Source organism: Serratia sp. YC16 (genome assembly GCF_009707615.1).
In the GTDB taxonomy this organism is placed as follows: Bacteria; Pseudomonadota; Gammaproteobacteria; order Enterobacterales; family Enterobacteriaceae; genus Serratia; species Serratia surfactantfaciens.
Genome location: NZ_WLYN01000002.1, coordinates 649,045 through 662,447, shown reverse-complemented (window position 1 = coordinate 662,447; position 13,403 = coordinate 649,045). Strand labels below are relative to the sequence as shown.

The 13,403-nt window shown below is 57.9% G+C and carries 15 protein-coding genes; 13 read left to right on the top strand and 2 right to left on the bottom strand.

From position 1 onward, the window contains the following. Positions 1 to 24: 24 nt before the first annotated feature. From dinI to GKN89_RS10515, 7 genes are all read left to right on the top strand, one after another. Complete coding sequence (gene dinI / locus GKN89_RS10545; RefSeq protein WP_019455849.1) at positions 25 to 264, top strand: DNA damage-inducible protein I; 240 nt, start codon at positions 25 to 27, stop codon at positions 262 to 264. 129 nt (positions 265 to 393) lie between these two features. Further along, positions 394 to 672: a hypothetical protein gene (locus GKN89_RS10540; protein ID WP_019455850.1), complete on the top strand. Its 279-nt coding sequence runs from the start codon at positions 394 to 396 to the stop codon at positions 670 to 672. 200 nt (positions 673 to 872) lie between these two features. Continuing rightward, a complete protein-coding gene (bssS, locus tag GKN89_RS10535; protein WP_004927812.1) occupies positions 873 to 1,127 on the top strand; it encodes a biofilm formation regulator BssS in 255 nt (84 codons plus the stop codon). A 141-nt stretch (positions 1,128 to 1,268) separates the two neighbouring features. Next, positions 1,269 to 2,384, top strand: coding sequence for an N-methyl-L-tryptophan oxidase (gene solA, locus GKN89_RS10530; RefSeq protein WP_025159949.1), 1,116 nt, complete (start codon positions 1,269 to 1,271; stop codon positions 2,382 to 2,384). Positions 2,385 to 2,600: 216 nt separating this feature from the next. Then, positions 2,601 to 3,227, top strand: a complete 627-nt coding sequence (locus tag GKN89_RS10525; RefSeq protein ID WP_025159950.1) for a response regulator transcription factor — start codon at positions 2,601 to 2,603, stop codon at positions 3,225 to 3,227. Between the two features lie 122 nt (positions 3,228 to 3,349). Next, on the top strand, positions 3,350 to 3,466 hold the full coding sequence (locus tag GKN89_RS10520) for a DUF2770 family protein (protein WP_004927822.1): 117 nt from the start codon (positions 3,350 to 3,352) through the stop codon (positions 3,464 to 3,466). Between the two features lie 3 nt (positions 3,467 to 3,469). Further along, positions 3,470 to 4,474 carry a zinc-dependent alcohol dehydrogenase family protein gene (locus tag GKN89_RS10515; protein WP_154746925.1) on the top strand — a complete coding sequence of 335 codons (1,005 nt, stop codon included), beginning with the start codon at positions 3,470 to 3,472 and terminating at the stop codon, positions 4,472 to 4,474. Here the strand turns inward: GKN89_RS10515 and GKN89_RS10510 are convergent. Next, positions 4,422 to 5,480, bottom strand: coding sequence for an AI-2E family transporter (locus tag GKN89_RS10510; RefSeq protein WP_154746924.1), 1,059 nt, complete (start codon positions 5,478 to 5,480; stop codon positions 4,422 to 4,424). The two genes, GKN89_RS10515 and GKN89_RS10510, sit on opposite strands and share 53 nt — an antisense overlap. A 442-nt stretch (positions 5,481 to 5,922) precedes the next feature. On the opposite strand from GKN89_RS10510, the gene GKN89_RS10505 reads away from it, so the two are divergent. Next, the gene (locus GKN89_RS10505; protein ID WP_019455855.1) at positions 5,923 to 6,477 is read left to right on the top strand and encodes a cytochrome b; all 555 of its coding nucleotides are present in this window, start codon (positions 5,923 to 5,925) and stop codon (positions 6,475 to 6,477) included. A 23-nt stretch (positions 6,478 to 6,500) separates the two neighbouring features. Next, positions 6,501 to 7,079, top strand: a complete 579-nt coding sequence (locus tag GKN89_RS10500; RefSeq protein ID WP_019455856.1) for a YceI family protein — start codon at positions 6,501 to 6,503, stop codon at positions 7,077 to 7,079. Between the two features lie 42 nt (positions 7,080 to 7,121). Here the strand turns inward: GKN89_RS10500 and GKN89_RS10495 are convergent, their stop codons facing one another. Next, complete coding sequence (locus GKN89_RS10495; RefSeq protein WP_063919186.1) at positions 7,122 to 8,189, bottom strand: rhodanese-related sulfurtransferase; 1,068 nt, start codon at positions 8,187 to 8,189, stop codon at positions 7,122 to 7,124. A 393-nt stretch (positions 8,190 to 8,582) separates the two neighbouring features. Here GKN89_RS10495 and GKN89_RS10490 point away from each other — a divergent pair, with 393 nt between their 5' ends. The 4 genes from GKN89_RS10490 (at position 8,583) to GKN89_RS10475 (ending at position 13,354) form a co-directional block, all read left to right on the top strand. Further along, entirely contained in the window at positions 8,583 to 9,503 is a 921-nt protein-coding gene (locus GKN89_RS10490) for a Kdo(2)-lipid IV(A) acyltransferase (RefSeq protein WP_025159951.1), read from the top strand. 100 nt (positions 9,504 to 9,603) lie between these two features. Further along, positions 9,604 to 9,888 (top strand): YciI family protein, encoded by a 285-nt coding sequence (locus GKN89_RS10485; protein WP_063919185.1) that lies wholly within the window; start codon positions 9,604 to 9,606, stop codon positions 9,886 to 9,888. A 199-nt stretch (positions 9,889 to 10,087) separates the two neighbouring features. Continuing rightward, positions 10,088 to 11,326 carry a multidrug efflux MFS transporter MdtG gene (gene mdtG / locus GKN89_RS10480; RefSeq protein ID WP_019455860.1) on the top strand — a complete coding sequence of 413 codons (1,239 nt, stop codon included), beginning with the start codon at positions 10,088 to 10,090 and terminating at the stop codon, positions 11,324 to 11,326. Between the two features lie 474 nt (positions 11,327 to 11,800). After that, on the top strand, positions 11,801 to 13,354 hold the full coding sequence (locus GKN89_RS10475; RefSeq protein ID WP_019455861.1) for a peptide MFS transporter: 1,554 nt from the start codon (positions 11,801 to 11,803) through the stop codon (positions 13,352 to 13,354). Positions 13,355 to 13,403 lie beyond the last annotated feature (49 nt).

The window sequence follows — 13,403 nt, the reverse complement described above, 5'->3', positions numbered from 1 at the left end:
CAGTAAATCGCTTCGGGGGCAATTATGCGTGTTGAAGTCACTATAGATAAAACCCGGCCGCTGCCGTCGGGCGCCATTGAGGCGCTGACCGGTGAACTGGGCAAGCGGGTCAATCGCCAGTTTCCAGACGCCGTCGTGCACGTCCGCTATGCCGGCACCAACGGGCTCTCCGTGCTGGGGGGTGCCAAAACCGACCGGGATCTGATCGAGGAAATCCTTCAGGAAACCTGGGAAAGCGCGGACGAATGGTTCAGCGCAGAATAACACTGCAATGCTGTTTTTGCCGGGGGTCGCTCTCCGGCTTTTTTGTTTCTGGCGCCCTGCTCTTTCATCGCTTACCCTTATTCTGGAACAAAATCCGCTGCATACTGTTTTTAACGCAAAGGAGTTAGCATGGCCCCGGACAAGGTGAAATCCGAAGACGCGATGACGTTTGGCGAATTGCTGGCGCTGATTGCCGATCAGAAAAGGCGTCTGAACGTACTGGAAGTGGCTTTCTCTTATCTGGCATTCAGCCTGGATGACAAAGCCAATCAATTGCTGATCCACAGCCTGAAGCTGGAATCGCAGAGCCAGAACCGCGACGCCGAAACGCAAAAGCATTTCGCGCATTTGGCCGAGGAGCTGGAAAAATGCCTGCACGGCTCACCGCCGCCTGCCGGCGCGGAATAACGCCGCCGCGCTTTTCATCCACAGAATCGCATACGAATTTGTAGAATAATTGTTCAAATAAATATTTATTTTGCAAATTTCGGTGACAACCCCCTCCACCGATGAAAGCGGATGCGTATACTGTAATTGCTCTCATGATGATGAGCCGCATTGATCCTCGTTAGTCACTCACGGTAGTTACTACTCAATAAGGGGTCTTTATGGACAGAAATGATGAAGTAATTCAGACGCACCCGCTTGTCGGTTGGGATATCAGTACTGTCGACGTTTACGACGCCATGATGATACGCCTTCATTACCTGTCTTCACTAGACCAAACGCCCGAAGAAGCCCAAGTAGACCGAACGCTTTGGCTGACCACAGATGTCGCCCGTCAATTAATCAATATCTTAGAGGCCGGCATCGCCAAAATTGAAGCTACGGATTACCAGGATCTTGATCGCAGAAAGCATTGATTCATCGTCCCCTAACCCCTAAGGCGCCGCGCCCCATTCCCGGCGCCTTTTTCTTTGCCTTTCGCCGTTCAATCAGTGCATTGCGCTCGCCAAACTTTTATCATGGGCCGATAAGAAATCGCTATCAGAGAAGGTGGGCACGTGGAATATGATTTGATTGTGGTGGGCAGCGGTTCCGTCGGCGCAGCGGCAGGTTATTACGCCACGCGCGCCGGCTTGAAAGTGCTGATGATCGACAGCGCCATCCCGCCGCACCGCAACGGCAGCCATCACGGCGATACCCGCATTATCCGTCACGCTTACGGCGAAGGCGAAAAATACGTACCGTTGGTGCTGCGCGCGCAGGCGCTGTGGAATGCGCTGATTCAGCAATCCGGCGAGGAGCTGTTCCAGTCGTGCGGCGTGCTCAACCTGGGGCCGCAGCAGTCCGAATTCATTCGCAATGCGCAGCACAGCGCACAACAATTCCGCCTGAACGCGCAAACCCTCAGCGCCGAACAGATCAATCAACGTTGGCCGGAATTCCGTGCGCCGGAAGGCTACGTCGGCGTCTTCGAGCCGGACGCCGGATTCCTGCGTTCCGAGCTGGCGGTAGCCGGCCTGATCAAGCTGGCGAAAGAAGCCGGCTGCAGTCAGTTGTTCAACTGCCCGGTCAACGCGGTAACGCCTATCGATGGCGGTGTGGAGGTCGTCACCGGCGAAGGGCGCTTTACGGCGCGCAAAGCGGTAGTTACCGCCGGCACCTGGGTCAAAGCGCTGTTGCCGCAATTGCCGGTCACGCCATTGCGCAAGGTCTTCTCCTGGCACCAGGCGGACGGCCGCTACAGCGTGAACAATCGTTTCCCGGCCTTTACCGTCGAAGCGCAAGACGGCACGCACTATTACGGCTTCCCGGCGGACAACGACGGGCTGAAAATAGGCAAGCACGACGGCGGCCAGCCGATGGATGCCCCCGAGCAGCGTAAACCCTTCGGCAGCTATGCCAGCGACGGCACGGAAGTCTTCGCCTTCCTGCGGCAGTTTTTGCCGGGTGTAGGCGTATGTTTACACGGTGAAGCCTGCAGTTACGATATGAGCCCCGACGAAGATTTTATTATCGATACCCTGCCGGATTGCGATCGCCTGATGGTCATCAGCGGCTTGAGTGGCCACGGATTCAAGTTCGCCAGCGCACTGGGCGAGATCGCCGCGCTGTTCGCGCAGGACAAAGCGCCGCCGGTCGACGTTTCCTGCTTTGGCCTGAAGCGATTTCGTTGAGCGAAGGATTTCGCTGTCCGCATTCACCCTTGTCCCTGGACAGCGAAATTTGATGGTTACAATTTATTAACCTGCTAACGCTTTTAAATATCAAGTAAAAATCCTGATAACGGAAATTTCTTGTATTCAGCAATTGAATTTCCGAATTGAACACTTGCAGTGTAAGTCCTATTTTACAGAAGATATGCTCCATCGGCTTTCAACAAGGACGTCACCATGAAACTACTTGTCGTGGACGAATGCTGCTTCACCCGGGTCGGTATAGCCAGCTACTTTGCGGATAGTGGAATTACGACGATCAAATGCTGCCATAGCATTGAACACGCTACGCCGCTGTTGGCCAGCTTTCAGCCGAGTCATATACTGGTGAACCTCAGCAACCAATGCCGCTATAACGAAGCCGACGCGCAGCTGCTGGCGTTTATGGAAGCCAGCCAGTCCGCCCTGCTGTTCATCTATCTCGACACCCCTTACCCTTACAGCGAAACGCCAATGCGTATCGCCGATAACGCATTTCTGTTCAATAAAAGCATCCTGCCGTTCACCTTGCGCATGCTGCGCGAAAATCCGCTGGCGCTGGCCGATGACGGCGAAGAGCGTTCGCTGTTCAGCCCGCAGGAACTGACGGTGATGAAATATTGGATGGCGGAAATGCCCAACTACCGCATCGCGAAGAAACTGCAGATCAGCTCGCATACGGTGTACGTGCACAAACGTCACATTACGGAGAAGATCAACGCGCGCAATCGCCTGGAGTTCTACTCGCTGTATAACGTACTGCGCTACTTCTATCCGCCGAGTGCACCAACCAATTCGACGCCGTTGGCGCTGCTGGCGGTTTAGCATCAAGCCTGCGATAACGCAGGCTTTTTTATCGCCATTCGCCCACCGCCCCCACGCGGCGCGCTATAAAAGACGCCAAGAAAAGGACTATAATCAAAGGTCCCTTTCTTCAGGCGGCTGAAATGTTAAACCGAATTCTGGCGGCGATCGTCAACAACGTGCGCGAGCACCTGGTGCTGTACCTGTGTCTGTGGCTGGTGCTGCTGGCGCTGGATGTCTATTTCTTCTTCGTGATGTAACCCATGTCGTCGTCATTTCCCCGACTGAGCTTCAACCGCTTTGGCGACCCCGCCGAGGTGCTGGAACTGCAGCAGGCGATCAAACCGCCACTGCGCCCCGGCCAGCGGTTGCTGCGGATGCGCTATGCCCCGATCAACCCTTCCGACCTGATCCCGATTCACGGTCAATATGCGCACCGCATCGCCCTGCCGCAGGTGCCGGGGTATGAAGGCGTGGGCGTCATCGTCGATCCGCAAAGCGGGCGCTCAACCGGCCGACGCGCGCTGGCGGTAGCCGGTGACGGCAGCTGGCAAACCTTCGTCACGCTGCCTGACGAGCGGGTGGTCTGGGTGCCGGACGACATCGACGACGCCAGCGCGGCGCAAATCTATATCAACCCGCTCACCTGCTGGGTGCTGTTGACGCAATGGCTGTCGCTCACCGCCGGCGACGTGCTGCTGCTTAACGGCGGCGGCTCCGCCGTTAGCCTGCTGCTGGCGCAGCTGACGGCGCTGCGCGGCATTCGTCTGGCGATCGTGGCGCGCAACGCCGCTCATCGCCCGGCGCTGCTGGCCGCCGGCGCCTGGCGCGTTATCGACGCGCCTCAGTTGGCACAGATGACGAATTTTGGCGCCCGCGCGGCCATCGACTGCATCGGTGGAGAAGACGGCTTGCAGCTGGCGCGGGCGGTTCGCACCGGCGGCGACTTCGTGGCGCTGGGCCTTTTAGGTGGGCGTCAGGTGGACTGGCGGCGCGTGGTGGACGAGCTGAAGCTGCGCGCTTCGCTGTTTCACCTGCGCAAATGGAACGCACAGGCAGCACCGGCGCAGTGGCAGACGGCGTTTTATCAGCTCTTCCAGCTGCTGCGACGCGGGGAGCTGGCGCTGCGCCCGCCCGCTGCGATTTACCCTCTTCACCAGTTCGCTGCGGCGCTGCGGCATGCCGCCCAGCCAGGCGTAAACGGAAAAATCTTCCTCACTCCGGCGGCATCGGAGGCTGACGCGGCGGGCGACCGTCCCCCAAAATGACCGCCAGCCGATAGCCGCCCTCGGTAGTCTCCAGCGCGATGCGCGCCACGATCGTCAGCGGCACCGACAGCAGCATGCCGACCGGCCCGAGCAGCCAGCCCCAAAAGATCAGCGACAGGAATACCACCAGCGTCGATAACCCCAGCCCGCGCCCCATCACTCTCGGCTCGAGGATATTGCCGATCACCATGTTGATAGCGATAAAGCCGCCCGCTACCACCAGCGCATCGCCCAATCCGTTGAACAGCAGCGCCTGAATCAGCGGCGGAATGGCAGCCAACACCGAGCCGATATTGGGAATATAGTTGAGCAGAAACGCCAGCAGCCCCCAGATAAAGGCGAAGCGCACGCCGACCGCCGCCAGAAAGATCCAGACGATCACCCCGGTGGCCAGGCTAATAATGGTTTTAATCACCAGATAGCGCGTCACGCCATCCAGCGCTCGCCGCATCGCGGCGAGCCCCTCGTCCGGTTTATCCAGCGCCTGCCGCAGCTTGTAAGGCAGCAGTTGCACTTCGAACAGCATGAACACCACGGTCATCAGCAGCAGGAAGACGTTGGTCATGGCGCCAGACAAGTGCCCCAGCATGCGGGTGACCAGATTCATCGCCGCGCTGGGATCGACATACTGCAGCATCGCTTCGCTGGAGAGGCTAATGTTGATGCGGTCGGCGTAATGCTGCAGCTCGCGCAGCTTCTCGATCATCATGCCGCGATACTGCGGCAGCGAGCGGGCGAACTCATTGAGCGAAGCGCCTAACATGCCGATAAACAGCATCACGACCACGATCACCGCCGTCACCAGCAGCGTGACGCCAACGATGCGCGGCACGCGCTTGCGTTCCAGCATCGCCACCAGCGGGTTCAGCACCATGGCGAGAAACACCGCCAGTAAAAACGGCACCACGATATCGGCGGCGGCTTTCACCCCGGCCAAAATGATCACCAACATCGCCAGCAGGACGGCCAGGCGCAGGCTGCTGTCGGTCACGCGGGTACGGCCCATGACGTTTCCTTGTTATTTCACTGGGTTAACCGGCCTCATGGGGCCGTCTCTTGGCGCTAATGGTAGCAAAATTCCGCCGCCGCGCCGCAGGGGATTTAACGCAACCGTTCGATGAAACTAATCTTTTCGCCCTTCTCTCGTCGCAAGAAATAGGCATAACCTTTGCCAACAAATAATCCCGCCGAGCAATTCATGCAGAATTTACGTAAAATGACAAAAGCTGACGTTAATAAAGAATAATCCTAATTTTCAACAACTAGCATAAATTTTACGTGAGCAAAATAATATCATCTTCAACGATTTATCTGATTAACTCCCAACATCTCAAACAAATTCACTGACTAATATTTCAAAGTAGTAACATAGTTAAATTTATTATTGATTTTATGTTTCCTAAAGTTTAATTATTGCAGCCAGCCAATCGGTAATCGAAGGAAACAGGATGCTCTGGAAAAATACCGCCGATCGTTTCGGCCATGTGTCAGTGTTGATCCACTGGCTGGTGGCGCTGACGGTATACGGCATGTTCGCGCTCGGCCTGTGGATGGTCACGCTGGGCTATTACGACGTCTGGTACCACCAGGCGCCGGAGATCCACAAAAGCATCGGCGCGCTGCTGTTCATCGTCATGGTGATCCGCGTGATCTGGCGCTTTGTCTCGCCGCCGCCCAAGCCTTTGGCCAGCTATGGCCGCCTCACTCGCGTCAGCGCCATCCTCGCGCATCTGGCGCTGTACGCCGTGTTGTTCGGCATTCTGATCAGCGGCTATCTGATCTCTACCGCCGACGGCCAGCCGATCAGCGTGTTCGGCTGGTTCAACGTGCCCGCCACCGTCACCGGTATGGCCGAACAGGCCGATACCGCCGGCGCCATACACCTTTACCTGGCCTGGACCGTGGTCGTGCTTTCGGTACTGCACGGGCTGGCCGCGCTTAAACATCACTTTATCGATCGTGATGTCACTTTGAAACGGATGCTGGGTAGCAGCGCCGATTAACCTTTGGATTTATGGAGATTGCTATGTTGAAAAAGACCGTATTGGGCCTGACCGCAGGCGCCCTGCTGCTGAGCGCCGGTTCCGCACTGGCGGCGAACTACAAGATCGACAAACAGGGCCAACACGCCTTTATCGAGTTCCGCATCCAGCACCTGGGCTACAGCTGGCTGTACGGCAGCTTTAAAGACTTCGACGGCGGCTTCACCTTCGACGAAAAAGATCCGTCCAAGGACAAGGTCAATGTGACCATCAATACCGCCAGCGTCGACACCAACCACGCCGAGCGCGACAAGCATCTGCGCAGCGCCGAGTTCCTCAACGTGGAGAAGAACAAGCAGGCCAAGTTTGAATCCACCGAAGTGAAGAAAAACGGCGACGGTTATGCGGTGGTCGGCAACCTGACGCTGAACGGCGTGACCAAGCCGGTTACGCTGGACGCCAAACTGATTGGCCAGGGCAACGATCCGTGGGGCGGCTACCGCGCCGGCTTTGAAGCCAACGGCAAGATCAAGCTGAAAGACTTCGGCATCACCACCGATCTGGGCCCGGCATCGCAAGACGTTGAGCTGATCATCTCCGTAGAAGGCGTGCGCGAGAAATAAAAAAAGCCCGGCCAGACGGCCGGGCTTCTCATTTCGTCAGGCTCAGCGGGCTGGGCCTTCTTCTTCCGGTGCCGGAATGTGCATCGTGGTCTGCAACAATCCTTTCGATTTATTGAAGATCTTGACGCCATTCTCACGGCCGGCACGGCGCGCGCGCTGCTCTTCGCGCGGCAGCTTCAGCTCTTCGCGGCAAATCTCGCTGCAGCACCCTTCAAACTTGGCGGCGCAGCTCGGGCACTGAATGAACAGCAGGTGGCAGCCGTCGTTCTTGCAGTTGGTGTGGGTATCGCACGGCGCACCGCACTGGTGGCAGTTGGCGATCACATCGTCGGAGATGCGTTCGCCCATGCGCTCATCGAACACGAAGTTTTTGCCGATAAACTTCAGCGGCAACCCCTGCTCTTTCGCTTTGCGAGTGTACTCGATGATCCCGCCTTCCACGTGGTAGATGTTTTTAAAGCCGTTGTGCAGCATATAGGCGCTGGCTTTTTCACAGCGAATGCCGCCGGTGCAGTACATGACGATGTTTTTGTCTTTGCTGTCCTGCAGCATCTCCACCGCCATCGGCAGCTGATCGCGGAAGGTATCCGATGGCACCTCGATGGCATTTTCGAAGTGACCGACTTCGTACTCATAGTGGTTGCGCATATCGACGAATACCGTGTTCGGATCGTCGATCATCTGATTGACGCGATCGGCCTGCAGATACTCGCCGACGTTGCTCGGATCGAAGCTGTCGTCATCGATGCCATCGGCCACGATGCGCTCGCGTACCTTGAGGCGCAGCACCCAGAAGGATTTGCCGTCGTCTTCCAGCGCGATGTTCAGGCGCACCTGATCCAGCGCCGGGTGCGAGGCGAACAGCGCGGCTTTGAACGCGTCGAAGTTATGCTGCGGCACGCTGATCTGCGCGTTAATGCCCTCTTTCGCCACGTAGATGCGGCCGAACACCTTCAGTTTTTCAAACTGAACGTACAGGCTGTCGCGAAACGCTTTGGGATCGTCGATGGAGAAGTATTTATAAAAAGAAACTGTGGTGCGCGGCTCGGTTTCCGCCAGCATGCGCGCCTTCAGTTCCTCGTTAGAAATTCGGTTATGTAACACTGGCATGGTGTACTTTCCTGTCTTTCGGGAGGTGACTGATACCGCGCGCTGCCAACCGGCCCGCGCGCGGCGCACATCATACCCGAAAAACCGGCGCAGCGCACAGCTGCGCACGAGCCAAGGGCCGCCATATCGCTGCCTTGTGCACCATAACATCGCCGAAGATGCCCATGCCGTTGTCCTTGCACAGGAAATTTTGTGGAAAAATCCCGCACCTGATGCATATTTAACGCCGAAAAGGGGATTTTAATGCGTTGTTTTTTCCCGACGCGCCAGAAAAATGCCACAATAGTCGCAAACAAACGGCAGAAACGAACCTGACGGCCGAGCATATCCGCCGCCAGACCATGCTATGACTCTGTCATTACACTTAAACAACCGTATTCAAACAGAGAATCCATGACTCAAGTTCCTACTTTCAATCGTTCCTTATTGCACCCGCGCTACTGGCTGACCTGGGTAGGCATCGGCTTGCTGTATCTGCTGGTGTTGCTGCCTTACCCCGTCATCTACTGGCTCGGCACCTCGATCGGTCGGTTTTCCATGCGCTTTCTCAAGCGGCGCGTCGTTATCGCCCAACGTAACCTCGAGCTCTGTTTTCCCGACATGCCGCAGGCCGAACGCGATGCGCTGGTGGTAAAGAATTTCGAGTCGGTCGGCATGGGTCTGTTTGAAACCGGCATGGCGTGGTTCTGGCCGAACTGGCGCATCGAGCGTTGGTTCAAGGTCAGCGGCCTGGAGCATATCCAAAAAGCGCGCGATAACCATCAGGGCGTGTTGCTGATTGGCCTGCACTTTTTGACGCTGGAGCTGGGCGCGCGCATCTTCGGCATTCACAACCCAGGCATCGGCGTTTACCGCCCGCACGACAACAAGCTGATGGACTGGCTGCAAACCTGGGGACGCATGCGCTCCAATAAATCCATGTTGGATCGCAAGGACGTCAAAGGCATGATCCGCGCCCTGAAACAGGGCGATATCATCTGGTATGCGCCGGATCACGACTACGGCCCGCGCAGCAGCGTTTTCGTGCCGCTGTTCGCGGTGGACAAAGCCGCCACCACCACCGGCAGCTACGTGCTGGTGCGGATGGGCAAGCCGGCGATCATTCCGTTCACCCCGCGCCGCCTGCCGGACGGCAAAGGCTATGAGCTCATCATGCAGCCGGCGGTGGAGAACTTCCCGCTGGATAACGAACTCGACGCCGCCGCCTTTATGAATAAAGTGGTGGAAAAAGAGATCCTGATGGCGCCGGACCAGTACATGTGGCTGCATCGCCGCTTCAAGACTCGCCCGGAAGGCGAGCCTTCGCTGTACTGACCTAAAAACCCGCCGCCGGCGGGTTTTTTATTGCGCGCCCCTTGAGAATCGCCGGCGAGGGTGGGATGGTAAAGCCTTTGCCGCCAACCCTGGAGCCGCTATGTACATTGTCAGCCTGACCTACCATCGCCCGATTGCCGAAGTCGACAGCCACCTTGACGGGCACATCGCCTGGCTTAAACAATATTTTCAGGACGGCACCTTCGTCGCCTCCGGCCGCAAGAATCCCCGCACCGGCGGCGTGATCCTGGCCAAGGGCATTGAACGCGCGCGTCTGGACGCCATCCTGGCCGAAGATCCCTTCAACGCCGTGGCCCACTATGAGGTCACCGACTTTAGCGCCACCACCACCGCCGCCGGTTTCGAGGCGCTGGCCGGACTATAAAACGCTGTAAATTCCGCGCGATAAGCGCGGAATAAGGTTTAAACGCCATTTTTAAAACTTTATTTCATTTTTACCCCGATCTTCGTCCCCTCGTTTGCCGTTGCCGCGCTGGCGGCGCATACTTATCAGGCTAACTTTCACGTTTTGCCCCTTCACCTTGCCGCTGGCAAAACGCGTCACCTTTCGGCAGTGGACATTTATGGCTTCGGCAGCAGAACCCGTTAACTGGAAACGCAACCTTTTCGTCGCCTGGCTGGGATGTTTTCTCACCGGTGCCGCCTTCAGCCTGGTGATGCCGTTTCTACCGCTGTACGTAGAGACGCTGGGCGTAACCGGCCATCAGGCGCTCAACATGTGGTCCGGCCTGCTGTTCAGCATCACCTTCCTGTTTTCCGCTATCGCCGCGCCGTTTTGGGGCGCTCTGGCCGACCGACGCGGCCGCAAACTGATGTTGCTGCGCTCCGCATTGGGCATGGCGATCGTCATGGTGCTGATGGGCATGGCGCAAACGGTCTGGCAGTTTCTCGCGCTGCGCGCGGTGCTGGGGCTGCTCGGCGGGTTCATCCCCAACGCCAACGCGCTGATCGCCACCCAGGTGCCGCGCAACCGCAGCGGTTGGGCCCTGGGCACCCTGTCTACCGGCGGCGTAGGCGGTGCGCTGATCGGCCCGCTGATCGGTGGCCTGTTGGCCGATCTGTACGGCCTGCGCCCGGTGTTTTACATCACCGCTGCGGTGCTGTTCGTCTGCTTCGTGCTGACGCTGCTGTATGTCAAAGAGCAATTCACTCCAGTGCAAAAACGCGACATGTTGCACGCACGGCAGGTGTTCGCCTCGCTGAAGAACCCGAAGCTGGTGCTCAGCCTGTTCGTCACCACCATGATCATTCAGATCGCCACCGGCTCGATTGCGCCGATCCTGACGCTGTATGTGCGCGATCTGGCCGGCGCCACCCATAATCTGGCGTTTATCAGCGGGCTGATCGCCTCTGTGCCCGGCGTCGCGGCCTTGATGAGCGCCCCGCGGCTGGGCAAACTGGGCGATCGCATCGGCCCGGAGCGGATTCTGGTATGCATGCTGCTCCTTTCGGTGCTGCTGCTGATCCCGATGGCGTTCGTGCAAACGCCGTGGCAGCTTGGGGTACTGCGTTTTCTGCTGGGGGCGGCCGACGGCGCGCTGCTGCCGGCGGTACAGACGCTGTTGATTTATAACTGCACCAATCAGGTGGCCGGTCGTATTTTCAGCTACAACCAGTCGTTCCGCGATGTCGGCAACGTCAGCGGTCCGTTGCTCGGCGCCGCGGTCTCCGCCGGCTACGGTTTCCGCGCGGTCTTCTGCGTCACCGCGCTGGTGGTGCTGTTCAACGCCGGCTATTCCTGGTGGTGTCTGCGGCGGCGCCCGGGATACATGCGGGAAGACACGCTGCAAGAGGAACAATAGCTGCATTTATCGCCAGTTTTCGCCGTTGACCGGATCAACGGCGCATTTCCCCTACTTTTAATAGTGCCTCCCCCGAAGCGGTGAATTTTCGCCTCACTCAGAACATTCTTATCGCAACAGTTTGTTTATCAACAAAAAACAAACTTTCAGCACATAAAACCCGCTGTCAATCTTATTCCTGCTTTAACCAACGGAAAAACCAGAAAAGGAGATGCTTGTCGACTTTTCGTCTAAAAAATGGGATACAGGTACTAGACAAAACCAACGACCAGTTATCAAATGGTTAAATAATATCACGCCAGATGTGAACCATCGGCCAAGTGAAGAAAAGGTCAGCACGCTTTCCACGGTTTATCAGCGTTGCAGCCGCGGTTTTGTCGGGTAATCCGCATTGGGCGGAGCGCCTTCATTAAATACACATACATACCACAGTACGGGCTGCAGCCTTGCAGCGCCTTTTATTGGGAAATCGTTATGCAATCCTCTGTCAATAAGTCAGAAAGCCGGACCTTCTTCGGCCATCCCTATCCGCTGGGTTCGCTGTTCTTCACCGAAATGTGGGAGCGCTTCTCGTTCTACGGCATCCGTCCGCTGCTGATCCTGTTTATGGCCGCCACCGTGTACGACGGCGGTCTGGGTCTGGCGCGTGAGAACGCTTCGGCGATCGTCGGCATCTTCGCCGGCAGCATGTACCTGGCGGCGCTGCCGGGCGGCTGGCTGGCGGACAACTGGCTCGGCCAACGCAAGGCCGTCTGGTACGGCTCGATCCTGATCGCGCTCGGCCACCTGTCGATCGCCCTGTCCGCGGTGATGGGCACCAACCTGTTCTTCATCGGCCTGATGTTCATCGTGCTCGGTTCCGGCCTGTTCAAGACCTGTATCTCGGTGATGGTCGGCACGCTGTACAAGAAAGGCGATGCGCGCCGCGACGGCGGTTTCTCGCTGTTCTACATGGGCATCAACATCGGCTCGTTCATCGCTCCGCTGATCTCCGGCTGGCTGATCAAATCACACGGCTGGCACTGGGGCTTCGGCATCGGCGGTATCGGGATGCTGGTGGCGCTGGTGATCTTCCGGGTGTTCGCCGTACCGGCAATGAAACGCTATGACCGCGAAGTGGGCCTGGACTCCACCTGGAACAGCCCGGTCGCGAAGAAAAAAGGCGTCGGCGCCTGGTTGCTGGCGCTGGCGGCCATCCTGGTGGCCGTCATCGTGCTGATCGCACAAGGCACCATCGTCATCAACCCGGTCGAGGTGGCCAGCGTGCTGGTGTACGTGATCGCCGCGTCGGTCACCCTGTACTTCATCTATCTGTTCGCCTTTGCCGGCCTGAGCCGCAAAGAGCGCGCACGCCTGCTGGTGTGCTTCATCCTGCTGATCTCCGCCGCGTTCTTCTGGTCGGCGTTTGAGCAGAAACCGACCTCGTTCAACCTGTTCGCCAACGATTACACCAATCGCATGATTGGCGGCTTCGAGATCCCGGCGGTGTGGTTCCAGTCGATCAACGCCCTGTTCATCATCCTGCTGGCGCCGGTGTTCAGCTGGGCCTGGCCTGCGCTGGCGCGCAATAACGTGCGTCCGAGCAGCATCACCAAGTTCGTGATCGGCATCCTGTGCGCCGCCGGCGGCTTCGGCCTGATGATGCTGGCCGCGCAGAACGTGCTGAGCAATGGCGGCGCCGGCGTATCGCCACTGTGGCTGGTGGGCAGCATCCTGATGCTGACGTTGGGTGAACTGTGTCTGAGCCCGATCGGGCTGGCTACCATGACGCTGCTGGCGCCGGAGAGAATGCGCGGGCAAATGATGGGGCTGTGGTTCTGCGCCAGTGCGCTGGGCAACCTGGCGGCCGGTCTGATCGGCGGTCACGTCAAGGCCGACCAACTGAATATGCTGCCTGATCTGTTCGCTCGCTGCTCAGTCGCGCTGCTGATTTGCGCCGCCGTGCTGATTGTGTTGATCGTACCGATTCGCCGCATGCTGGAAAATACCCAGTCCAAGAGCGCGCCAAAACCGGCGACCAACGCCTGACGGATAAACCGTTTTCATCTCGCAAACCGGCGCTCGATGCGCCGGTTTT

Bases quoted from the DNA above. Each gene is read 5' to 3' on its own strand.
- dinI (WP_019455849.1), top strand. From the start codon at position 25: ATGCGTGTTGAAGTCACTATAGATAAAACCCGGCCGCTGCCGTCGGGC.
- GKN89_RS10500 (WP_019455856.1), top strand. From the start codon at position 6,501: ATGTTGAAAAAGACCGTATTGGGCCTGACCGCAGGCGCCCTGCTGCTG.
- GKN89_RS10485 (WP_063919185.1), top strand. From the start codon at position 9,604: ATGTACATTGTCAGCCTGACCTACCATCGCCCGATTGCCGAAGTCGAC.
- GKN89_RS10490 (WP_025159951.1), top strand. From the start codon at position 8,583: ATGACTCAAGTTCCTACTTTCAATCGTTCCTTATTGCACCCGCGCTAC.
- GKN89_RS10525 (WP_025159950.1), top strand. From the start codon at position 2,601: ATGAAACTACTTGTCGTGGACGAATGCTGCTTCACCCGGGTCGGTATA.
- GKN89_RS10510 (WP_154746924.1), bottom strand. From the start codon at position 5,480: ATGGGCCGTACCCGCGTGACCGACAGCAGCCTGCGCCTGGCCGTCCTG.
- bssS (WP_004927812.1), top strand. From the start codon at position 873: ATGGACAGAAATGATGAAGTAATTCAGACGCACCCGCTTGTCGGTTGG.
- GKN89_RS10475 (WP_019455861.1), top strand. From the start codon at position 11,801: ATGCAATCCTCTGTCAATAAGTCAGAAAGCCGGACCTTCTTCGGCCAT.
- GKN89_RS10515 (WP_154746925.1), top strand. From the start codon at position 3,470: ATGTCGTCGTCATTTCCCCGACTGAGCTTCAACCGCTTTGGCGACCCC.
- GKN89_RS10520 (WP_004927822.1), top strand. From the start codon at position 3,350: ATGTTAAACCGAATTCTGGCGGCGATCGTCAACAACGTGCGCGAGCAC.
- GKN89_RS10540 (WP_019455850.1), top strand. From the start codon at position 394: ATGGCCCCGGACAAGGTGAAATCCGAAGACGCGATGACGTTTGGCGAA.
- mdtG (WP_019455860.1), top strand. From the start codon at position 10,088: ATGGCTTCGGCAGCAGAACCCGTTAACTGGAAACGCAACCTTTTCGTC.
- GKN89_RS10495 (WP_063919186.1), bottom strand. From the start codon at position 8,189: ATGCCAGTGTTACATAACCGAATTTCTAACGAGGAACTGAAGGCGCGC.
- GKN89_RS10505 (WP_019455855.1), top strand. From the start codon at position 5,923: ATGCTCTGGAAAAATACCGCCGATCGTTTCGGCCATGTGTCAGTGTTG.